We start from the raw sequence: 22,243 nt of genomic DNA on the forward strand, positions 1-22,243 counted from the left end.
TCAGCTGGCCTTCACTTCGTTCCAGAGGGCCACCCATTCGTTGTAGCGCGGCGGGTTCTTCTTCCAGACGAAGCTGTCCATGATCGATAGATCGCTGATGAAGATCTTCTCCTGCTCCTCGGCGCTCAGCATGTCGCGCGCGGCCGAGGTCGACTGGGCATAGGGACCGCCGACGGCGAGCATCTTGCCGTAGTCCGGGCCGAGCAGGTAGTCGACCAGCTTGAAGGTCGCGTCGAGCCGCTCGCCTTCCACGCCCTTGGGCACCGCGATGGTATCGCACCAGCCGATCACGCCCTCCTTGGGCTTGGCCATACCCATGTCGATCCCCTTCGCCCGCAGGTCGTAATAGGGCGGCACCCAGGAGAAGGCACAGACCACCTCGCCGGTGGCGAACAGGTTGGTCAGGTCGCCGATGGAATTCCAGTAGGTCCGTAGCTTGGACTTCTGGATCATCAGGACCTTCTTGACCTCGGCCAGCTGCGCGTCGTCGAGATCGAACATCTCGCTCTCGGGGATGCCCAGGTACATCGCGGCGATCATGATGCCCTCGAGCGCGTAGTCCCGCATCGCGAGTTTGCCGTTGTACTTGTCGCCCTCGAAGAACACGGACCAGTCCGGCTCCTCGTCCATCAGGTCGGCCCGGTACACGATCGGGTTGATGCCCCAGTAGAACGGGATGCCGTAGGTCTCGCCATCGACCTTGCCCAGCGGCGTCTTCTTGAAGGTGTCATAGAGCAACGCGGCGTTCGGCACCTTGTCGAAATCGATCGGCTGGAGCAGGTCGGAGGCGGTGTAGAACTCCACCTTGTCGAGACCGGGCGTGATCAGGTCCACCGAGGACGCACCACCGGCGCGCAGCTTGGCGAACTGCTCGTCATCGGTGCCGATGAAGGTCTTGGTCAGCGCCACGTCGTTGGCGGCGAAGAAGGGCGCGAGGTAGTCGTCCTTGGCGAGGTTCTCCCACGTCATCCAGAGGATGTCGGTCGCGGCGTAGGCACGGGAGGCGGGGCCAAGCGCCCCGAGCGCGGCCCCGGCAAGGGCGGTCCTGAGGAGGTCTCGGCGGTACATGGTCGGTCCTTTCGTTCTGTGGCCGGAAAGTCGAGCACCCTCAGGCTTTCATGAAATTCAATTTTCACATAATATCAAATCATGAAAATCACCACACATTTCGCGAGTGCCCAAGAATGCGCCGCCCCGGGCAGGCAGATGCCCAAAAACCAACGCGTCGTCGCGGAGGTTGTCAGCCAGACAGGCCGGTTATTCCAGCCGCAGCTCCGACTCGACCGGTGCAGATTGGCTGCAGCCCCTGCCAATTGGCGCGGCCGCGCGAACACCGGTTTGCAGCCGGCGCGCAAACGAGAAAACCTGCGCAGGCAACGAGCGAAGAGCACATGACCAGCGAACCAGCCACCCAGGGATCCCTTCTGCGCCGCATCCACGAAGCCTACGCCGCCCTTCCCGACAGCGAGCGGCGGGTGGCGGACACGATCCTGAACGCGCCCGCCGAGATGCCCGTCTGGACCGCCACCGAATTGGCCGGACATGCCCAGGTCTCCAACGCGACTGTCAGCCGGCTGGTGCAACGGTTGGGCTACCGCAGCTTCGAACAGGCCCGGCAGGACGCCCGCACCTTGCGCGAAACCGGCTCGCCCCTGTTCATGAAGGAAACCTCCGCGCGCGGCACGGGCGGCGAACCGAATGCCGATCTCCTCCGCACCGAGGCCGGCTTGATCGAAGCCACCCTGGCACGGCTCGATGCCGGCGCCCTCCGGGAGGCGTCCCGGGCGATTGCGGGCGCCCGACAGGTCCGCCTGATGGGCTTTCGCAACAGCCGTTTCCTGTCGGACTACCTGACCGCCCAGCTGGCCCAGTTGCGCCACGATGTTGCGCCCCTCGGTCTCTACGGCCAGACGATCGCCGAAGGGATCGCCGGCCTCGGGCCGCAGGACGTCGCGGTGGTCGTCGGGTTCCGCAGGCGTCCGGCGCGATTCAGCCAAATCATCCGGCTGATCGCAGAACGCCAGTCGCGGGTGATCCTGATCGCCGACAAAAGCCTGCGCGAAGCCCCGGCCTTCGCCACCTGGACCTTCACCTGCAGCGTCGAGACGCCCCTGCCCATCGACTCCTATGTCGGTGCGCTTACGCTGCTGCGGATGCTGGCGACCGAGACCGCCGCCGAACTCGAAGACCGGGGCATTCACCACCTGAACGAGGTCGAGACCCTGCGCGAGACCCTCGGGGAACTGGAATCCGCCCCCTCGGCTGCCGGACCCGCCACGAAGGGCTGACCGGTCGGATCGCGGTGCTTGCAAGAGTTCGGTGGGGGGCTGGAAGTCCGTGTGGCAAACCATGTCTACGCGGTGGCGCATTAACGGGGCCACCCTGCGCAATCATACGAGCCGACGCCCCTGAAGGCGGGAGGACGGCGGTCGAGCGCCGACCACAATGGGTTTTCGCGTCTGGATTGGCCCCGCCCGGATGGCTTCAGGCGGGGCGCACACTCAGATCGCTTCGGCGACGGAGACGGCCGGCACCTCGGGCGCGGCGGCCTGAATGGCGGTCAGGGCGATGGTGTAGACGATGTCCTCGACAAGCGCGCCGCGCGACAGGTCGTTCACCGGCTTGCGCAGGCCCTGCAGCATCGGACCGACGCTGACCACACCGGCAGAGCGTTGCACCGCCTTGTAGGTCGTGTTGCCGGTGTTGAGGTCGGGGAAGATGAACACGTTCGCCCGGCCCGCAACCGCGCTGTCCGGCGCTTTCTGCTTGCCGACGCTGGCGACGGAGGCGGCGTCGTATTGCAACGGGCCGTCGATCAGCAGATCGGGGCGCAGGCTCTGGGCCAGACGCGTCGCATCCCGCACCTTCTCGACGTCAGAGCCGATGCCCGACCCGCCGGTCGAGTAGGAGATCATCGCGACACGCGGCTCGATCCCGAAGGCGATCGCGGTTTCAGCCGACTGGATGGCGATGGTGGCGAGTTCCTCGGCCGAGGGATCGGGGTTGATGGCGCAGTCGCCGTAGATCAGCACCTCGGTCGGCATCAGCATGAAGAACACGCTGGAGACGATCTTGGCGCCTGGCTTGGTCTTGATCAGCTGAAGCGCCGGCCGCACCGTGTCGGCTGTCGTGTGGACCGCGCCGGAGACCAGCCCGTCCACGTCGCCCGCGGTTACCATCATGGTGCCGAGAATCACCGTGTCTTCCAGCTGCGCGTCGGCCTGCTCCGGGGTCAGTCCCTTGTGCTTGCGCATCTCCACCATCGGCGCGACGTAGCGCGCGCGGATCGAGGCCGGATCGACGATCTCCAGATTCGACGGCAGCACATGGCCCAGCTTGGCGGCCTTGGCGGCGATGGCGTCGGGGTCGCCCAGCAGCACGCAATTGGCGATCTGCTTCTGGGCGCACTTGATCGCCGCCTCGATGGTGCGCGGCTCCTCGCCCTCGGGCAGGACGATCCGACGGTCCGCCGAGCGGGCAAGCTGCACCAGCTGGTGCCGGAACGCCGAGGGAGACAGCAGCGGCTTGGTCGCGGCCCCAAGCCTGGGCAGGAGCGCGGACACGTCGATGCGGTCGGCAATCGACGTAATCACGCGTTCCATCTGGTGACGGTCGTCGGCGGAGACGTGGCAATCGAGCTGCGCAAGCTGCGCGGCCACGTTGTAGGTGTCATCGGTGGCCAGGAAGATCGGCAGGCCGGCCTCGGCCGCCGGTCGCATGATCTCGCTCACCACCGCGTCGGGCCGGCTACCGCAAGTGAGCAGCAGGCCGGCGAGCCGGGTGCCGTTCAGGAAGGAGAGCGAAGCGGCCAGGCAGATGTCCGCCCGGTCGCCCGGGGTGACGAGCAGGGCGCCCGGCACCAGGCAAGGCAACACCAGTTCGACCGAGCGCGCGGCGACGACGACTTCGCTGACCCGTCCGGACTCCATCGCGCCCGCGTTGACCACGGTCAGGTTCATCGCGTCGACCATCTCCTGCAGCCGCGGGGCATAGAGGCTGGGGTCGAATGGGACGGTTCCGAGGATTGGGAGGTTCGGACCGAGATCGGCCTGCATCAGGCCGTGCAGACTGTCCGGATCGGTGTCTTCCGGCACCTTGTTGACGAGAATGCCGGCAAATCCGCCGTCGACATCAAGCGTGTCGTCATTCCCTCCGAACTGCCGGGCCACGCGGCGGACCAGCGATCCGATATCCGAAGCCGACGGGCGGTTGGCGTTGACCACCGGCACGAGATCCGCGCCGAGCGCCCGACACATCGCGGCGTTGACCGGCAGCGCCAGCGTGTCGGTCTCGACCGCGACCAGCCCCTCGACCACAAGCACGTCGTAATCGCCGTGGAGCTCGTCCATCAGGTCGACGACCTCGTCCATCAGCCCGTCGATATCACCTGCGGCGACGAGGTCCGAGGCCCGCGTAAGCGGCAGGGAACCGGTGACCGGCAGGTTGCAGAGATCGCGGGCGAAGGCGATGGACGGGTCGGCCGTCCCACCGGCCCCGAGAGGCGACTGCCCGATGGGCTTGGAAAAGGCCACGTTCAGCCCCTCCCGCTGCAGGGCCCGCGCGAGCCCGAGGGCCATGGAGGTCAGGCCCGCTTCAAGATTGGCCGAGGCGAGGAAAAGAACTTTTTTCGATGGCATGCCGGATATCCAGGGTTGTTGAGGAACGCGAGCGGCGCTCAACCGGCCCGAAAGGGTCCGCGAGCACACATCGCTGAAGCTTGTCGACAAATATACGGACGCGATCTCCACACACTACCCGCCGCCAGTGCACACCGGCATGCCGCCTGCTGCATATGCATTGTCGCAGCGCAGAAAATACAGGCATCTCGGGGCTATCGGCGGCAAAAGGCAGGCAGCGTGAAGGTGCGGTGGTTCGTCACGGCCACGGCAGTTCCTGCCCGTCCTGTCACACGGCGGAAGGGTCGAAAGGCTTCACCTGTCCCGCCCAGAGTCAACGCAGATGGCAGATCATTCCGCACAATAATAGGGCAAATGATCAAGCCTCGGGAGTTCGGGCGACGCCAGCGCGGCGACGTTCAACGCGGGGTGGCACCTGCAAACATCTGAATCCTTTCCCGAATGATACGATGATCACCGGATCTCAGTCCCGAGATCCTGCCTTTCGCCGAACAACTCAAAGTTGACAGACAGATGGATGATTCTAGTGTGATTAAACGATTTTTCATCCCCAACCGACCGCCCTTCACCCGCCATGCAACCGAAGCTGAAAGACATCGCGAAAGAGCTCGGCGTCTCGACGGCGACCGTGTCCAACGTGCTGTCCGGCAAGGGGCGGGTCTCGGAAGAAACGCGCAGGCTGATCAGCGAGAAGATCCGCGAGATCGGCTACCGGCCCGGCGGCCCGGGCCGGGCGCTTCGCACCGGACGCAGCGGCGTGCTGGGGCTGGTGCTGCCCGATATCTCGAACCCGCTGTTCCCCGCCTTCGCGCAGGCCATCGAGGCAGCCGCCTCGCGCACCGGCCACGGCATCCTGATCGCGGACTCCCATGGTGACCCGACCGCCCAGACCGAAGCCCTGGAGCGCATCATGCAGCGCGGGGCAGATGGCATCGTCATCGTGCCCTGCCGCGGCACGCAGGTCAGCGGCCTGAGCTTGCCCACCGCCATCATCGATTCCGCCGCGACCCCGGGCAACAGCGTCTGCGCCGACCATTTCCAGGGCGGACGCATCGCCGTCGAGCATCTGCAGGCGCTCGGACACAGGCGGCTTGTGCTGCTCGGCCATAGCCGGCGCTCCTCGGTTCAGACCGCCCGGATCGCCGGCATGCAGGCCGCGCTCGCCCCGGAAACGCGCGCCGATGTCTATTGGCTGGAAGAGGCCGCACCCGATTTCGCGGCGCTGGCGGGCGATGGCGCAACGGCCTTTGCCGCCACGTCCGATTTGCACGCTCTGACCGCCCTGACCCGCCTGCAGGGCGCAGGGCTCTCGGTTCCCGGCGACGTCAGCGTACTCGGCTTCGACGATCTCAGCTTCTCGGCGCAGATCACGCCCGGGCTGACCACGCTCGCCCAGAACATGCCGGAGATCGCGGCGGCGGCAGTTCAGCATCTCTTGCTGCAGCTCGAAGCCGTCCCCCTGCCTGCTCCCCGGCTGGTCCCGATGAAGCTGCTGGTGCGCGGCTCCACCGGCCCGGCCCCGAACGACCCAAAGCATAACAAGACGACCCAACAAGGAGATGTGACGACATGATCAAGACCCTGGCACTGGCCGGCGCCTCGACGCTGGCGCTCTCGGCCGCGGCGATGGCGGCCGACAAGACCCTGACCATCTCGGTCTATTCCTTCGCGCAGGACGAGTTCAAGGAACTGGTCTACGACCCGTTCGAGGAGATCTGCGGCTGCGAGATCGTCGTGGAGACCGGCAATTCGATCGAGCGGATCGCCAAGATCGAGGCCAACAAGGACGCCCCCGTGATCGACATGGCCGTCCTGTCGACGCACGACGCGCTCGGCGCCGCACGCAAGGGGCTGCTGCAGCCGATCGACGTGGCCAAACTGTCCAACCACGCAAAGCTCTACGACATCGCCAAGGACCCGCTCGGCGACAACATGGGCATTGGCTACACCTTCTACGCCACCTCCATCGTCTACCGCTCGGACAAGGTCACCGTGGACAGCTGGGCCGACCTGCTCTCGCCGGAGCTTGCCGGCAACGTCGCCTTTCCGGACATCACCACCAACCAGGGACCGCCCGCGCTCTACATGCTCGGCAAGGCCATGGGCGAAACCGGCGCAGACCTGACCGCGCCGATCGAGGCCGTGGGAGAGAAGGCCGACGATATCGTCACCTTCTACGTTCGCTCCTCCCAGCTCGCCCAGCTGATGCAGCAGGAAGAGATCTGGGCCGCTCCCGTGGGGCGCTTCGCCTGGGGACAGTTCAAGGACAACGGCCTGCCGATGGCCTGGGCCACGCCCGCGGAAGGCCAGACCGGCGGCATGAACGTGATGGTGATGACCGCGAACAACGGAAACGAGGAGCTGGCGCTGCAGTTCATGGACTTCTGGCTCTCGACCGAGATCCAGTCCGCCCTCGCCAACGCGCTGGTCGACAGCCCCGCGAATGCCGAGGTCGAGGTCTCCGACGACATCGCAGCCAACCTGACCTACGGCGCCGAGACCGTGTCGCAACTCGACCTTCTCGCCCCGGCCACCATTCTCGACGAGCGCGAGAGCTGGCTGGAGCAGTGGAACACGAAGGTCGTGAAGTAAGGCCATGTTTGAAAACCGGGCAATCGGTCTGGCCCTGGTCCTGCCCGCGGCGATCTTCGCCGCGGCGCTCTTCCTGCTGCCGGTCGGCATCCTCCTGTCAGAAGCTTTCCGGACCGAGACGGGATGGTCGCTGTCTGCCTATGGCGAATTCTTCGCGTCGCCGCGCAACCAGACGGTGTTCTTCCGCACGCTGAAGCTTGCAACGCTCGTCGCCGCTGTGTCGGCAGTGATCGGCTACGCGGCGGCCTTCGCCATCGTCAGCCTGCCGCCCACGTCGCGCGGCCGCATGTTCGGCCTGGTGACGCTGCCGCTGATGATCTCGCCGGTTGCCCGCACCTACGCCTGGCTGGTGATCCTCGGCCGCACCGGCTTCGTGAACCAGATCCTCGTCGACCTCGGCCTCATCGAGACGCCGATCCGCATCCTCTTCACCGAAACCGCCGTCTTCATCGGCCTGCTCCAGCTTTTCCTGCCGCTCATGATCATCTCGCTGGTCTCGGCGATGGAAAACATGCCGCGCGACGCGGTACCGGCCGCCCGTATCCTCGGGGCGAACTGGCTCCAGGTGTTCTGGAAGGTGATCCTGCCGCTCACCCGCGAAGGGCTGGTGATCGGCGGCACGCTGGTCTTCACCGGCTCCATGACGGCCTATATCACGCCCGCCATCCTCGGCGGTTCCAAGGTGCTGATGCTGGAAACCCTGCTCTACCAGCGGGTGACCGTGGCGAACGATTTCGTCGCCGCCTCCGTCATTGCCATGATCCTGATCGTCATGAGCTTCTCCGCCAACCTGCTGCTCAAGCGGCTCGCGACGGCGAGGAAATCGCGATGAACAGCCGCCTGTCCACCTGGATCATCCTCGGCCTGACCCTGACCTTCCTGATCGGGCCGTTCCTCATCATCATCGCCGCCGCGCTCTCGGCCGGCAACAACCTCGCCTTCCCGCCGCAGGGCCTGTCGCTCAAGTGGTTCATCAAGGTCTTCGAGGTGGAGAGCTTCCGCGCCAGCTTCGGGGTCTCGATGTTCCTTGCCATCTTCGGCACACTGGCTGCACTGGTGCTTGGAATCCCCGCCGCCTACGCGATGACCCGCTTCAAGGTGCCCGGCGCCGAGACGGTCAAGCTGATCGTGTCCTCGCCGATCATCGTGCCGGGTATCATCGTGGGCCTGGCCCTGCTGCAGTATTTCGTCATCCCGCTCGGCGTCGGCATCGGCCTGGCCCTGTTTCTCGCGCATACGGCGCTGATCCTGCCCTACGCGGTGCGCGTCGTCTCCGCCTCCATGGAGAACCTTCGGGTCGACATGGAGGAGGCCGCGCTGATGCTCGGCTGCACCCGTTTCGGGGCCTTTCGCCGGATCGTGTTGCCCAACATCCGCGGCGGCGTGCTGGCGGCCTTCATCCTCGGCTTCGTCACCTCGTTCAACCAGGTGCCGGTGTCGCTCTTTCTCTCGGGGCCGGGTCTGCGCACCCTGCCCATCGACATGATCGCCTACATGGAGATCAACTACGATCCCTCGGTGGCGGCGCTCTCGGCACTGCTGGCGTTCATGTCGATCGGCATCGTCTTTGCCGCCGAACGTTTTATCGGATTGTCCCGCTATGTCTGATCCGATCCCAGATGCACTGCCTCTCCATGGCGCCTCACTCCCGTGCGCTCGGTGGCAAGTGCCGGCAGCCTCCGCCCCATCCCCCCTTCCCGGGGTGGGGGCTGCCACAGAAACCGCGGCCGTGCGTCGCCCATCGTCCCACTGCCCGCCGGCCGGAAGTACGCTCCCATGACCAACGAGAATTTCGTCTCCCTCCGGGATCTGACGCTCGCCTATGACAAGACCGTCGCGGTCGACCGCCTCGACCTGGACATCCGCAAGGGCGAGTTGATCGCGCTGCTCGGCCCGTCGGGCTGCGGCAAGACCACGACGATGCGAGCCATCGCGGGGCTTCTGACGCCCCGCAGCGGATCCGTCCATATCGACGGCCGCGACGTGACGCGCCTGCCGCCGAGCCGCCGCGAGGTCGGCCTGGTGTTCCAGTCCTACGCGCTCTTTCCCCATCTGAGCGTCTTCGAGAACGTCGCCTTCGGCCTGCGGCTGCGGCGCGAGCCCGACCTCGACGCCAAGGTGATGGCAGGGTTGGAGACCGTCGGCCTCACGGATTTCGCCAAGCGCCAGCCGGCCGACCTGTCCGGCGGCCAGCAGCAGCGCGTCTCGCTGGCACGGTCGCTGGTGATGCACCCCAAGGTGCTGCTGCTCGACGAGCCCCTCAGCAACCTCGACGCCCGCCTGCGGCTCGAGATGCGGACAGAGCTGCAGCGCGTGCAGCGCGAGACCGGCATCACCATGGTCTTCGTGACCCACGACCAGTCCGAGGCCCTGGCGCTGGCGGACCGCATCGTGCTGATGCGCAACGGCGCCATCGAACAGGCCGGCACCGCGGAGGAGATCTATAACGCCCCCGTCTCCGGCTTCGCGGCCGATTTCATGGGCTTCGAGACGATCCTTCCGAACGAGGCAGGCGGCGGGCTGGCCTGGCGCCCCGGCGCGGTGGTCCTTGGCAGCGGCCCGCATCATGGCGAGATCCGCGGCGCCTCTTTCGCCGGGGAGCGGCGGGAATACGTGCTCGAAAGCGCGCTCGGCACGATCAAGGCAGATGTTCCGGTCTCGCTGCCGCGCTACGAGATCGGGCAGACGATCGCCTTCGACCTGCCCCGAGAGACAGCGGTGGAACTGGCGCGGTTGGATTGATGGGCATCTGGGTCGACATGGTGGGCGACGACATTTCCGCGATCCTGAGCGCCGATCAGGCCCGACAGATCGACGGCATGTCGCTCAGCTTTGGCAGGGTTTCCACGCCGCAGGTTCGCGGGACCGCGAGCGGCGCGGTGCGATCGATCCCCGGAAATATCACCATCGAGCCGGCAGGCACGCACAGGCGCGGGCGCGGCATCGTGGTTCAGCGCAGCCCGGATCGCTCCATTGCGCCCATAGCGCGAAACCCCGACGCGCCTGCTGTCGGATCGCTCTGCCTTGGCGCCTTGGAGGCACGACCGTGAGCGTGGAGCCGCAAGACCTCGACGAAACCGCCCTTCGCGACCGTGCCGTGGCCGCAGCAAGCGGGGATGCCCCGTTCGACAGGCTCATTCTGGGAGCGACGCTGGCCGACGTGGTCACCGGGGAGCTGCGCCCGGCCGATATCGGGCTGAGCGGCCCCCTGATCGCCTCGGTCCACCTGCCGGGCACGCGTGGCGATGCGACCGACATTGTCGACGCCACCGGCCTCGTCGCCGCCCCCGGCCTGATCGACACGCATATGCATGTCGAAAGCTCCATGGTCACGCCCGAAACCTATGCCGCCGCCGTGCTGCCCCGGGGCGTCACCACTGTCGTCTGGGACCCGCACGAATTCGGCAATGTCGCGGGGCTTGCCGGGGTCGGCTATGCGCTCGACAGCGCCGCAAGGTCGGCGCTGCGCATCCTGCCGCTTGCCCCGTCCTGCGTGCCCTCCGCGCCCGGGTACGAGACCGCCGGGGCCGACTTCGAAGCGCCGGTGATCGCCGGGATGCTGTCGGACCCCGGCATCCACGGACTGGCCGAAGTGATGGACATGCGCGCCGTCACGTCCCGCACCGAGCGGATGCGCGGGATCGTGCAGGCCGGGTTGCACTCACGCAAGATGGTCTGTGGCCATGCCCGCAGCCTGACCGGACCGGACCTGCAGGCCTATGCCGCCGCCGGCATCACTTCCGACCACGAGGTGACCTCTGCCGATGACCTGATGGAGAAGCTCCGCGCCGGGCTGACCATCGAGCTTCGGGGATCGCATCCCTACCTGCTGCCGGAGTTCGCCCGCAGGTTGCAATCGTTGCCTCAGATGCCCCCTACCGTGACCTTCTGCTCGGATGACGTCTTTCCTGACGACCTGCTGGCCAACGGCGGCGTCGACGAGATGCTGCGCAAGATGATCGCCCACGGGCTCGCCCCGATGCGGGCGTTGCAGGCTGCAACGCTGAACGCGGCAATCCGGATCGGCCGACCGGATCTCGGCCTGATCGGCCCCGGCAAACGCGCGGATATCCTGCTGATGGAAGACCTGACGGAGGTCCGCGTACGCCACGTGCTGCGCAACGGCGCGCCCATTGATGTCGATGGGGCCAGCTCCCGTTACCCGGACGCCTTTCTCGACACCTGCGCGCTGCCCCCTGTCAGGCCAGACGATTTCGATGTGCCAGCCAAGGGGCCAACCGTCCGCCTCGCCACGATCGCCCGCCCGCGCTTCACCGAATGGGGCGAGATCACTGCCGAGGTGAGGAGCGGCGTCGTCGTGCCCCCGCCCGGCACGACAAGGATCGCCGTGATCAACCGGCACGGCGGCGACCCTGAGCCGAAGCTGGGGTTCCTGCAGGGGTGGGGCCAGTGGAACGGCGCCTTCGCGACGACGGTCAGCCACGACAGCCACAACCTGACCGTTTTCGGGAACTCTCCCCAGGATATGGCCGCCGCCGCCAACGCCGTGATCGCGGCGCACGGCGGCATGGCGGTCGCGCAGGACGGGGCGGTGACAGCCGTCCTGCCGTTGCCGGTAGCGGGGCTCGTCTCGGATGCGCCTCTGGAGCAGGTCGCAGAGGCCTTTTCCGGCCTGCGCGCCGCGATGGGGCGCGTGGTGGACTGGGAGCCGCCCTACCTGACCTTCAAGGCGCTTGTCGGCGCAACGCTCGCCTGCAACGCCGGCCCGCACCAGACCGACCTCGGCATAGCCGATCCCCACGCCGGCATCCTGCGACGCTCGCCGATCCTCGCGGACGGATCAGGCTGACAGGGCCCGCCGCGCCACCTCCGCCCAGAAGGCGACGCCCGTCCCGATCGCGGAATCGTTGAAATCGTAGCCGGTGTTGTGATGAAGAGCGCCATCGACCGCCGGGCCATTTCCGAGCCAGACATAGGCGCCCGGCACCGCCTCTCCGAAAAAGGCGAAATCGTCCCCCGCGGTGGAGGGCGGAAAGTCGGTGCGTACGCCGCCATGTGACACGGCCTGCGCCGCCGCCAGCGCCACCGCCGTCGCGCCGGCGTCGTTCACAACGGGGGGAATGCGGCGAGTGAACCGGTACTCGGCGCGCACGCCCATTGCCTGCGCCATGCCCGCGGCGAGCTGGCCGATCTCCGTTTCGAGCTGATCGCGCACATGGGGGGAATAGGCCCGGGCGGTGCCTCCGATCTCAACAAAATCCGGGATCACGTTCAGCGCCTCGGGATCGCCGGCCGCCACCGAGCAGGCGCTGACCACCGCCGGCTGCAAGGGATCGATCACCCGGCCCGGAATGGTCTGCAACGCCGCGAGGAAGTGCCCGGCCACGGTCACCGGATCGCGGCCGAGATGCGGCTTGGCCCCGTGCGTGCCGACCCCGCGGAAGGTCACCCGCCAGCTGTCCGACGAGGCGAGCTGCGGACCGGCGACCACGGCCATCTCGTCCACGGCGAGCCCCGGCATGTTGTGGAGTCCGAAGACCATGTCGCAGGTAAAGCGTTCGAAGAGCCCATCTTCGACCATACGCTTTGCCCCGCCGCGCCCTTCCTCGGCGGGTTGGAAGATAAAATACACCGTGCCCTGCGGCGGATCCGCGACGAGCGCGGCGGCTGCGCCGAGCAGCATCGTGGTGTGCCCGTCGTGGCCGCAGGCATGCATCTTGCCCGGCACGGTCGAGGCCCAGGGCGGCGTGCCGGTTTCCGGCATCGCCAGCGCGTCCATATCGGCCCGAAGACCGACCGCCCTGCCATCGCCGTTCCGCAGGGCACCGACGACACCGGTTCCGCCGATGCCCTCCGTCACCTCCAGCCCGAGGTCGCGCAAAAAGCCGGCAACGATCGCGGCGGTGCGCGTTTCCTCGAACCCGAGCTCGGGATGGGCGTGCAGATCGCGACGGATTTCGATGAGGCGCGGAAGGTCGATGGACGATGGCTCTGTCATGCCGCTATGTGTACCCAACGCTTCGAGGATTGAACAGGACACAGCACATGGAACCGCATGAATTCTGGCAGGAAATCCACCCGCCCGAGGATGCCGTTCCGCCCCCCTGGCAGGATCGCTTCCCGGCGCGCCTGCCCGATGGGCGCATCCTGTTCCTGCCGATCCGCGCGCTCGGAGACGGCACCACGGGCATTGCCTCGCTCATCCTCAACCAGGCCGGCTTCGACGTGGAGACCACGCTCGCCGAGATGCTCGCCGCGCAGCTCGCGCCGCTGGATCTCGACATCGTGGTCGGCCTGCCCACGCTCGGCCTGTCGCTGGCCCGATCGGTGGCCGAGCGGCTGGGGCACGCGCGCTATGTGCCGCTCGGCACCTCGCGGAAGTTCTGGTACCGCGACGAGCTGTCCATCCCGCTCACCTCGATCACCAGCCCCGGTGCCACAAAGCGCCTCTACATCGACCCCCGGCTGCTCCCGCTTCTCGAAGGTGCCCGCGTTGCCCTGATCGACGACGTTATCAGCTCGGGAACCTCGATCACCGCGGGGCTGGACCTGCTGAAACTCGCGGGGCACAGGCCGGAGACCGTCGGCGCCGCGATGCTGCAGACGACTCGCTGGAAAGACATGCTTTCCGAGGGGCACGGTCTAGGCGAGGACCACGTCAAAGGCGTGATCCGAACGCCGCTGCTGCGCAGGACGCCCGAGGGATGGCAGCCGGAGGAGTCCTGACCGAGAAAGCCAGCGTCCGGAGTGCCGTCCAATCCTCTTTGACGGATATACCCGTGGTGCCGCTGTCGGTCGCACTGCAGAGCTTGCAACCACTCACACCGGGGGCGAATATCCTCCACGCGAACCCGCTTGTCGCCAGCGGCTCAACGGGCGGTCCGGATTTCTACGGGTCGCGCCTGCTGATCCGACGCACGTGATTGGAGATCCGACATGCTGATAGGAATCGATCCCGTCCTTTCGCCCGACCTGCTGCGCATCCTGCGCGCGATGGGGCATGGAGATGTCATCGCGGTGGTCGACGCGAATTTCCCCGCCGATTCCTGCGCCAAGCGGCTTGTGCGGGCAGACGGGCTGTCGGCGACCCGTGTCTTGCAGGCGATCCTCTCGGTCATGCCGCTCGACCACATGTCGGACCCCGCCGCCTTTTCGATGGAGGTCGTGGGCGACCCGGCTGCCATTCCGCCGGCGGTGGCGGATTTCCAGGAGATGATCGACAGCACGGCCGACACCCCGTCCCGCATCGGGCCGGTCGAACGGTTCGCCTTCTACGAGAAGGCGCGGGATGCCTACGCCATCGTGCAGACGGGCGAGCGGCGGCTCTACGGGAACATCCTGCTGGTCAAGGGCGTGGTTCAGCCCTGAACGAGCCTCGGGGACGTCAGTCGGCTTTTCCCTCCATCAACGCAGCGTAGGCCGCGAAATCCTCCTGCATCCGCCTGAAAACCAGGTACTTCCTGTCGTGGAATGCGGCGATCTTGCCAGTCCGTGGCGCGATCTCGATCCCCGGTCCGCTCATCGCGGCCATCGCCGCGGGAAGGTCGGCGTAGCGGCCGCCCGCCACGGCGCCAAGCATGGCCGAGCCAAGTAGTACCGGCTCCTTCTGCTCCGGCACGATCACCTTGCACCCGCAGGCATCCGCCATCTCGCGGAGGAACAGCGTGTTGCGGGCGAGCCCGCCGCTGACCACCATCGTCGTGACCTTCACCCCCTGCGCCGCCATCTCCTCCAGCACATGCCGCGTACCGTAGGAAAGAGCCTGAAGCGTGGCGAGGTAGTCGAGCGCGAGGTCCTCGCCCCCGTGATCGAGCGACAGCCCGCTGATCGCCCCGCGCCGGGTCGGGTCCGCCAGAGGCGCGCGGTTGCCGTGGAAATCCGGCTGCACATGGCGGTGCGTCGTGAGCACCGCCGTCTCCTCCCCCATCCCGGCCAGCACTTCCGCCAGAAGCGCATGGATCGACCGGCCCTCCACCTCGGCTCTGGCGCAGAGGGCGGCACCCGCCGAATGCCGCGCGACGACCGCGTCGATCAGCGCACCGGCCGCGGATTGCCCGCCTTCCAGCGCCCAGAGCTCCGGCAAGAGGACCGAGTAATATGGCCCCCAGACGCCGGGCACGAAGGCGGGCTCGGGCGTTACGGTGATGTGGCAGGTCGAGGTGCCTGCGATAACGGCCATCCGTTCGGTCAGAGCGGCACCGCCCGGCATCGCGCCGAGGGTGCCGAGGGCTCCGGAATAGGCGTCGATCAGGCCCGCGGCGACAGGGGTTCCCTCGGCCAGCCCAAGTTCCTCCGCGGCCCGCGAGTCCAGACAGCCTGCACTCTCCTCGGGCGAAAGGAACTCGGTCCCGATCTTCCCGTGCCCGGCGCCGGCGAGTTCTTCCAGCCCGATCTCGGCCAGGAAGGCATCGTCCCAGCCCTCTCCGCCGCGCCCCTTCTGGGCCATGTAGGTCCATTTGCAGGTGCTGGAGCAGAGCGAACGCACTTGGCTGCCCGTTGCCCGCCAGACCAGCCAGTCCGGCAGATCGAAGAACAGACCCGCGCGCGCCCAGGCCTCGGGAAGGTTGCGCTTCAGCCAGCGCAGCTTGGGCATCTCCATCTCCGGCGAGATCACGTTGCCGACATAGCGCAGCACGTCCGCACCGGTGGCGTTGATCGCATCGGCATCGGCGACGGCCCGATGATCCATCCAAAGGATGATGTCCTGCTCCCGCGCCCCGTCGGGGCTGACGCTCACCGGCTTGCCGTCGGCATCGCAGACCACGAGCGAGCAGGTCGCATCGAAGCCGATCCCGCCGATCTCCGCAGGGGACAGCCCCGCCTGCGCCATCGCCGCGCGCACGGAGACGCAGATCGCCTCCCAGATGTCGGCCGAGGATTGCTGGATGAAGTCCGGCTGCGGCCGGAATGCCGCCGTCTCGCGCGACGCGACCCCGAGCAGCTTCCCACTCGCATCGAAGACACCGGCACGGGCGCTGCCCGTTCCGACGTCGATCCCAAGATAAAACGTCACGTCGTTTCCTCCCGTTCCTCCGGATAGCCTGGTGATCGCCCTGATGGTTGCTCAGACCGGCTTCACGCCACAGAAGCTCACGTTGATGCCAAGCTCCTTGGCCAGCGCGGCCCTGGCCATCATGGCGCGGTCGGCCTCGGCGGCGGAGGTCGCATATGCGAGCTGGATATGGTTCGCCTTGTGCCGCGCCATCATCTGGTCGCGGGTGACGCCGGTCAGCACCGCATGCATGATCGGCCACTGCGGCGTGGTCGCCTCGAGCCTGCGCCGGGTCTCCTCTTCGGGCAGCGAGATCGCCTGCCCGCGCCCGATGTCCATGTGGAGCGCCCCGCCCTCGACAAAGATCCGGGACCAGATGATCTCGCCCGGCTTCGCGACGCCGTGCAGGGTGCCGCCGCCATTCGGGAAGAACATTGGCGGCTGCCGGAAGCTATCCGACCCGGCCCAACCGCCTTCATTGTGGGCCGGCGGCACTGCGCCGGAGATCAGGAAGACCCAGACGTATTCGTCGGTACTGCCGCTCTCGTCGGGTCCCCCCCACCGCAGGTCGTGCAGCGTGTTCTCGACCGGCTGCCCGAGTGCCTTGTGAAGGCGGTTGATCAACAGGCCGTCGAGCCCCGCGCATTCATCGACCTCGTTGAAATGGGGGATCGGCTCGCCCTTGCGGATCACGCCGTTCGGTCCGGCCACGTCCGGCCGGTCGCTGTTGTTGAGCGTGCCCTCCACCAGGTCGGAAGCCGGCATCAGGTCCTTCAGGCCTTGCTGGTACTGGATCCCGATGGCTTCGCAGCCGAATTCGTCGGCCATGCGGACCGCGGCGATGTACATCCGGCACTGGTCGAGCACCTGCGCCTCGGTCAGGTCCTCTTCGTGGTTCTCGCCCAAGTGGAACCTGAACCCCTTCGCCAGATACCATTCGTAGACGGCCCGCGCCTCGGCCTCGGGCACCTGCATGGCGGCGTAGTAGAGCGCCGATTGCGACAGACGCTCCTTGAAGACGCCCATCGGCAGGAGCAGTTCGTCGGGGATGATGGCGTTGTGCATCCCCATGCACCCCTCGTCGAAGACGCCCATGATGACCTTCTCGCGCAGCATCGACTGAACGATGGAACTCACGATGGCAACATCCGCCTCCGGCAGGTTCAGATCCGGACACGGGGTGACGTGGTCCGTCTCGTGGGTGACCTTGCCGGTCTCGAGCCACTCATCGAGCGCGCGCTCGAAATAGGGGTCGTCGAAATTCTCGCTCCAGATCGTGGAATAGGGCACACCGGCCTTGGTGAGGGAGCCGTTCAGGTTGAGCATCCCCACCAGCCCCGGCCACTGGCCGGACCAGTTGGCCAGCGTCAGGATCGGGCCGCGGTGATGGTAAAGCCCGGCAAGGACGTGATGCGAGTATTGCCAGACCGCCTCGGCCACGATCAGCGGCGCATCCGGGTCGATGCCGGCAAAAACGTCCATCCCCTCGCGCTGGCTGCCGATGAAGCCGTGGCCCTGCGGCTTGACCGGATGCCCGCGGGTGATCGTGCGGCCCTTCGCGGCGACCACCTCCATCAGGCGATCTTCCATCGCCTTCTGGGCCGGCCAGCAGACCATATTCGCGCTCTCGCGCAGGTCTCCGTTGGCAATCAGAACGATGTCTTTCATCGGAATCCCCTCCTGGCTCCTCTTCCGGTCGGGTCGCAGCAGGCGTGCTGCGGCGCCGTATTTCCTCCGACCCGCGACAACGCGAAGGCCGGCGCGCACAGGTCGGGCCAATCGGCCATGACCGGTCGCGGCTCATCTGCGGTGAAGGGATTGCGCCGAGCGGAAGGGGCCGGGCACGCCGCGCCCATCGCCCCGAAACACGGCATCACTCCTCCCTCCAGCACCATACCACCACTGCTTCACCCCCCTTGCCCCAAGGGATCACAGGGCAACACGCCTCAGCCACGTGGCGAGTCGAAATCGAAACGTTTCTACAGCCAAGGAACTCCACGCACCCCATGCTGTCAAGTCCGCGCAACAACAGCGCGTCAGCAATAAGCGCCCCCCGGAGGAATTGCCAAGGAACCGGTTTCTCTGTACCGAGATGAGACAACAGTATCCCGGAGGCTCGAACGGCATGGCAACGATCCGCGATGTGGCAAAGGCCGCCGGCGTTTCCGTTTCGACCGTATCTCTGGCGCTGAACCAGAAGGAACGGGTCAGCAGTAAAACGTTTCGAAAGATCATGGACGCGGCCGAGGCGACGGGCTATGTCGCCAACCCGATTGCCAAGAGCCTCCGCAAGGGCCGCAGCCCGTTCGTCAGCCTGATCGTATCTGATATCCGAACCTATTTCGCGCAGATGTTCCTCGCGGAGTTCGAACACCGTGCCTTCGAGAAAGGCTACCTCCTGACGCTCTCCGACAAGTCCGGCGTCGCCAGCGACGAGGCGGCGGTGATCCGGCAGCTGATCGCGCAACGGGTTGCCGGGGTCATGATCTCTCCCACGCAGCAGACGGCCGACCTGTTGCCCCGGCTCGACGCCGCGGGCATTCCCGTGGTGCTGTTCGACCACCAGGTGCCCGGCACGCCCTATGATTTCGTGGGGCTCGACAACCGACTGGCGGTGAGCATGCTCGTTCGGCACCTCTTCGGGCTCGGCCATCGTCGGATCGCGTTCATCGGCGGGGAGACCGGGCATTGGTCGGCCGTCGAGCGCGAGATCGGTTTTCGGACGACCATGGAAACCCATGGGCTCGAGATCGAGGCCGACACCGTCCTGTCCGGCGACTACACGCGGGCCAGCGGCTACCAGGCAGCGACCAGATTGCTCTGCGCACCGCGCCCGGTAACCGCGATCGTGGCGGCCAACAACGAGATGATGGTCGGAACCTTGCAGGCGGCGCAGGAATTCGGCTTCCGCTGTCCGGAGGACCTTTCCGCCTGCTGTATCGACGAAGCCCCGTGGGGCGACGTGTTGCGCCCGCGCGTGACCCATGCGGCGCAGCCGGCGCGGGATATGGCCGTTCAGGCCTGCACCTGGCTGATGGAGCGGCTGGAAGATCCGAATGCGGACATCGCACCGCGGTCGAGGGCTTTCGAGCCCCGTTTCGTCTCCGGCGAGACCACGGATCGTCCCGCCGAACGCGCCTGAGACCCGGCCATTCCGATCACTGACCCCCGAGCAGCGCCTCCACCTCCGCCAGAGTCGGCGCGGAAGACGACGCGCCTGCCTTGGTCGTCGACAGGGCGCCACATGCGGCTGCGAAGCGGATCGCCTCGCCGAGCGGTGCGCCCTGGCTCAAGGCATAGCCCAACCCGCCGTTGAAGCAGTCCCCTGCAGCGACCGTGTCGATGCTGTCGACCTTGAAGGGCGGCACGAAGCCTTCGCTCTCGGCATCCTGGTAATACACGCCGGCCGCGCCGAGCTTGACCACGGCCGCCGCGACGCCCTGCGCACGCAGCATCCCGGCGGCCCTTGCGGCCTCTTCGGGATTGCCCGGCCGCAGCCCGACCAGCAGTTCCGTCTCGGTCTCGTTCGGGGTCACGATATCCACCCGCGCGAGCACGTCCGCCGGAAGCCCCCCCCGGGGCGCAGGCGCCGGATCGAGGATCACACGCCCACCCGAGGCGCGCACGATATCGGCGGCCAGAAGGCCGGCGTCGAGCGGCGTCTCCAGTTGGAGAAGCAGGACCGAAGCGCCTTCCAGCGCCCCGCGACAGCGCTCAACGTCGCTGGCGTCGATCGCCATGTTGGCGCCGCCCACCACGGTGATGCAGTTCTGCGCCTCGGCATCCACCCCGATGACGGCGATGCCGGTTTCCGCCCCGGCATCGACCAGCACCCCGTCGGTCGACACTCCGGTCGACCGGAGGTCCGCCAGGGCGCGCTGGCCAAAGGTGTCGTCCCCGACGCGGCCGATGAGCACGGTGGGCGCCCCCAGTCGCGAGGCGGCGACCGCCTGGTTGCAGCCCTTGCCACCGAGCCCGATGGCGTAACGGTCGCCATGCAGCGTCTCGCCGGGGCGCGGAAGCCGCGCGCCATAGGTGGTCAGGTCGATGTTGATGCTACCGAATACGGCGATGGACATTGGACAGCTCGCTTTTTATCTGACGGAATCCCGGATCACGAGTTCCGGTGTGTGTCGTATGACCTCCGGCAGGCTCGCGCCGGTCTCGAGGTTGGCGATCAGGATCTCGGCCGCCTCGAGCCCGAGGCCGAAGCCGGGCTGGCGGATGGTCGTAAGCCCGGGCACGAGGTAGGACGCGATCTCGAGGTCGTCGTAGCCGATGACCGAGATGTCGCGCGGGATCGCGAGCCCGTGCTCGGCAATGGCACGATAGGCCCCCATCGCCATCAGGTCGTTGAAGGCAAAGACCGCGCTCGGCGCCGGAGTCTGCGCCAGCAGGTGCTGCATCGCCTGGTATCCGCCCCCGGCCGACAGCTCTCCGACCGCCACGCGCTCTTGCGGAAGGGAAATGCCCGCGGCCTCCAGACCCGCCCGGAAACCGCTCAGACGGTCGGCGGAGCGCGGATGGCTCGCCGGCCCGGTCAGGCAGCCGATCCGGATATGCCCGCGCGACACCAGCAGCCCGGCCGCCAGCCGCCCGCCGGCAATGGAATCGTCTCCGATCGTACCGGTATGCGGCATCGGCGCGGAATCCAGCACCACGCGCGGCAAGGTTCCGAGGCTTTCGAGTTCGGCCTGAAAATCGGCGTCCCGGCTCGTCGTCATCACGGCGAGACCGTCGATCCGCTTCTGCATCAGGGTTTCGAGATAGGTGCGCTGCCGGCCCGGTTGATCCCCGCAATTGCAGAGGATCAGGCTGTAGCCGGCGCGAAAGCACCCCTCTTCCACCCCGCTGATGACCTCCGCGAAGAACGGGTTCGTCGACGAGGTGACGAGCATGCCGAGCGTCCGGGTGCGTTTGCTCCGCAGTGCGCGGGCAAGATAGCTCGGTTGGTACCCAAGGTCGTCAACGGCCTTCTGGACCGCCGCCATCGTGTCGGGCGAAACGAACCGAGTCTTGTTGACGACGTGGGAGACGGTGGAGACGGAGACCCCCGCGGCCTGCGCCACGTCCTTGATGCTTACCATACGGTCTCGACCTTGGCAGGCGGGAGAGCGGGCGACGCCGCTCTCCCCGGTTGCATGAAGGGCAACCTTACTTCTGGATCAGCTTGAGCGGAACCGGGGTGTATTCCGGCACGGCTTCGCCCTTGAGGATCTTGTCGGCGGTCTCGACGCCGAGCGCACCGATCATGCCGGCCTGCTGGGCGACGGTGGCGAGCATGGTGCCGTCGTTGACGGCGGCCACGGCGTCGTCGGTCCCGTCGAAGCCGATCACGAGAATGTCGCGCTTGGCGGCCTCGATGGCCTTGATCGCGCCGAGCGCCATCTCGTCGTTATGGGCGAAGACGACATCGATCTCGGGCTGCGCCTGAAGGATGTTCTCCATCACGTTGAGGCCCTTGGTCCGGTCGAAATCGGCGGCCTGGGAGGCGACGATGCTCAGCCCCTCGACGGCGTCGATCCCCTTGTTGAAGCCCTCGCCGCGATCGCGCGCAGCCGAGGTGCCCGGCACGCCCTGCAGTTCCACGACCTTCGCGGTCCCCTCGAAGGTGCTGTTGACCAGCTCCGCCGCCATCTCGCCGCCCTGAACGTTGTCGGAGGCGACGTGGGAGACGACCTCGCCGCCCGAGGCGCCGCGGTCCAGCGTCACCACCGGCACGTCCTTGCGGTTGGCGGCGCGGATCGCGCTGCGCACGGCGTCGGAATCGGTCGGGTTGATCATCAGCAGCTTGACGTCCTTGTTCAGCACGTCCTCGACGGCGGCCAGTTCCTTGGCCGGGTCGTTCTGGCTGTCGAGCACGAGCAGCTCATACCCGAGTTCGGACGCCTTGCCCTCGGCGCCTTCCTTGAGGGTGACGAAGAACGGGTTGTTCAGCGTCGAGACGACCAGCGCCAGTGTGTCGGCTGCGAAGCTGGGCGCGGTGCTGCCCAGCAGCATTGCGGTGGCGGTGGCCAGGCCAAAGAGCTTTTTCATGACAGGTTTCCTCCGGTTTGTGTCA

General features: G+C 66.9%; 19 protein-coding genes. 11 read left to right on the top strand and 8 right to left on the bottom strand.

What is annotated here, in order from left to right:
• A complete protein-coding gene (locus CHB86_RS20020) occupies window positions 1-1,068 on the bottom strand; it encodes an extracellular solute-binding protein (protein ID WP_089234883.1) in 1,068 nt (355 codons plus the stop codon).
• Window positions 1,069-1,391: 323 nt separating this feature from the next.
• Here CHB86_RS20020 and CHB86_RS20025 point away from each other — a divergent pair, with 323 nt between their 5' ends.
• Window positions 1,392-2,288 carry a MurR/RpiR family transcriptional regulator gene (locus tag CHB86_RS20025; protein WP_089234884.1) on the top strand — a complete coding sequence of 299 codons (897 nt, stop codon included), beginning with the start codon at window positions 1,392-1,394 and terminating at the stop codon, window positions 2,286-2,288.
• A gap of 213 nt (window positions 2,289-2,501) precedes the next feature.
• On the opposite strand, the gene pta is transcribed toward CHB86_RS20025, so the two are convergent.
• Window positions 2,502-4,637, bottom strand: coding sequence for a phosphate acetyltransferase (gene pta, locus CHB86_RS20030; protein WP_089234885.1), 2,136 nt, complete (start codon window positions 4,635-4,637; stop codon window positions 2,502-2,504).
• Between the two features lie 574 nt (window positions 4,638-5,211).
• Here pta and CHB86_RS20035 point away from each other — a divergent pair.
• The 7 genes from CHB86_RS20035 (at window position 5,212) to CHB86_RS20060 (ending at window position 12,039) form a co-directional block, all read left to right on the top strand.
• Window positions 5,212-6,210 carry a LacI family DNA-binding transcriptional regulator gene (locus CHB86_RS20035; RefSeq protein WP_089234886.1) on the top strand — a complete coding sequence of 333 codons (999 nt, stop codon included), beginning with the start codon at window positions 5,212-5,214 and terminating at the stop codon, window positions 6,208-6,210.
• Window positions 6,207-7,229, top strand: coding sequence for an ABC transporter substrate-binding protein (locus tag CHB86_RS20040; protein WP_089234887.1), 1,023 nt, complete (start codon window positions 6,207-6,209; stop codon window positions 7,227-7,229). Before CHB86_RS20035 ends, CHB86_RS20040 begins: the two co-directional genes overlap by 4 nt.
• A gap of 4 nt (window positions 7,230-7,233) precedes the next feature.
• Window positions 7,234-8,061 (top strand): ABC transporter permease, encoded by an 828-nt coding sequence (locus CHB86_RS20045; RefSeq protein WP_089234888.1) that lies wholly within the window; start codon window positions 7,234-7,236, stop codon window positions 8,059-8,061.
• Entirely contained in the window at window positions 8,058-8,837 is a 780-nt protein-coding gene (locus CHB86_RS20050; RefSeq protein ID WP_089234889.1) for an ABC transporter permease, read from the top strand. Before CHB86_RS20045 ends, CHB86_RS20050 begins: the two co-directional genes overlap by 4 nt.
• 168 nt (window positions 8,838-9,005) lie before the next feature.
• Complete coding sequence (locus tag CHB86_RS20055) at window positions 9,006-9,971, top strand: ABC transporter ATP-binding protein (protein ID WP_089234890.1); 966 nt, start codon at window positions 9,006-9,008, stop codon at window positions 9,969-9,971.
• Window positions 9,971-10,279 carry a hypothetical protein gene (locus CHB86_RS24935; protein ID WP_217898347.1) on the top strand — a complete coding sequence of 103 codons (309 nt, stop codon included), beginning with the start codon at window positions 9,971-9,973 and terminating at the stop codon, window positions 10,277-10,279. The genes CHB86_RS20055 and CHB86_RS24935 overlap by 1 nt, the downstream gene beginning before the upstream one ends.
• The gene (locus CHB86_RS20060; protein WP_217898348.1) at window positions 10,276-12,039 is read left to right on the top strand and encodes an adenine deaminase; all 1,764 of its coding nucleotides are present in this window, start codon (window positions 10,276-10,278) and stop codon (window positions 12,037-12,039) included. The genes CHB86_RS24935 and CHB86_RS20060 overlap by 4 nt, the downstream gene beginning before the upstream one ends.
• Here the strand turns inward: CHB86_RS20060 and CHB86_RS20065 are convergent.
• Window positions 12,031-13,188 (bottom strand): amidohydrolase, encoded by a 1,158-nt coding sequence (locus CHB86_RS20065; protein ID WP_089234892.1) that lies wholly within the window; start codon window positions 13,186-13,188, stop codon window positions 12,031-12,033. The two genes, CHB86_RS20060 and CHB86_RS20065, sit on opposite strands and share 9 nt — an antisense overlap.
• Window positions 13,189-13,235: 47 nt before the next feature.
• On the opposite strand from CHB86_RS20065, the gene CHB86_RS20070 reads away from it, so the two are divergent.
• Both CHB86_RS20070 and CHB86_RS20075 read left to right on the top strand, forming a co-directional pair.
• On the top strand, window positions 13,236-13,916 hold the full coding sequence (locus CHB86_RS20070; RefSeq protein ID WP_089234893.1) for a phosphoribosyltransferase: 681 nt from the start codon (window positions 13,236-13,238) through the stop codon (window positions 13,914-13,916).
• 210 nt (window positions 13,917-14,126) lie between these two features.
• Window positions 14,127-14,558 (top strand): RbsD/FucU family protein, encoded by a 432-nt coding sequence (locus tag CHB86_RS20075; RefSeq protein WP_089234894.1) that lies wholly within the window; start codon window positions 14,127-14,129, stop codon window positions 14,556-14,558.
• A 16-nt stretch (window positions 14,559-14,574) separates the two neighbouring features.
• On the opposite strand, the gene CHB86_RS20080 is transcribed toward CHB86_RS20075, so the two are convergent.
• Both CHB86_RS20080 and CHB86_RS20085 read right to left on the bottom strand, forming a co-directional pair.
• A complete protein-coding gene (locus CHB86_RS20080; protein ID WP_089234895.1) occupies window positions 14,575-16,203 on the bottom strand; it encodes an FGGY-family carbohydrate kinase in 1,629 nt (542 codons plus the stop codon).
• Window positions 16,204-16,254: 51 nt separating this feature from the next.
• Window positions 16,255-17,850: a fucose isomerase gene (locus CHB86_RS20085; RefSeq protein ID WP_089234896.1), complete on the bottom strand. Its 1,596-nt coding sequence runs from the start codon at window positions 17,848-17,850 to the stop codon at window positions 16,255-16,257.
• A gap of 457 nt (window positions 17,851-18,307) precedes the next feature.
• Between CHB86_RS20085 and CHB86_RS20090 the strand changes: the two genes are divergently transcribed.
• Window positions 18,308-19,324, top strand: a complete 1,017-nt coding sequence (locus CHB86_RS20090; RefSeq protein ID WP_176442950.1) for a LacI family DNA-binding transcriptional regulator — start codon at window positions 18,308-18,310, stop codon at window positions 19,322-19,324.
• Between the two features lie 16 nt (window positions 19,325-19,340).
• Here the strand turns inward: CHB86_RS20090 and rbsK are convergent, their stop codons facing one another.
• From rbsK to rbsB, 3 genes are all read right to left on the bottom strand, one after another.
• Window positions 19,341-20,261, bottom strand: coding sequence for a ribokinase (gene rbsK / locus CHB86_RS20095; protein WP_089234898.1), 921 nt, complete (start codon window positions 20,259-20,261; stop codon window positions 19,341-19,343).
• Window positions 20,262-20,276: 15 nt separating this feature from the next.
• A complete protein-coding gene (locus CHB86_RS20100; protein WP_089234899.1) occupies window positions 20,277-21,269 on the bottom strand; it encodes a substrate-binding domain-containing protein in 993 nt (330 codons plus the stop codon).
• Between the two features lie 67 nt (window positions 21,270-21,336).
• Window positions 21,337-22,218, bottom strand: coding sequence for a ribose ABC transporter substrate-binding protein RbsB (gene rbsB / locus CHB86_RS20105; protein WP_089234900.1), 882 nt, complete (start codon window positions 22,216-22,218; stop codon window positions 21,337-21,339).
• Between the last annotated feature and the right edge of the window lie 25 nt (window positions 22,219-22,243).

The organism is Tropicimonas sediminicola, assembly GCF_900188335.1.
Taxonomy (GTDB): Bacteria; Pseudomonadota; Alphaproteobacteria; order Rhodobacterales; family Rhodobacteraceae; genus Tropicimonas; species Tropicimonas sediminicola.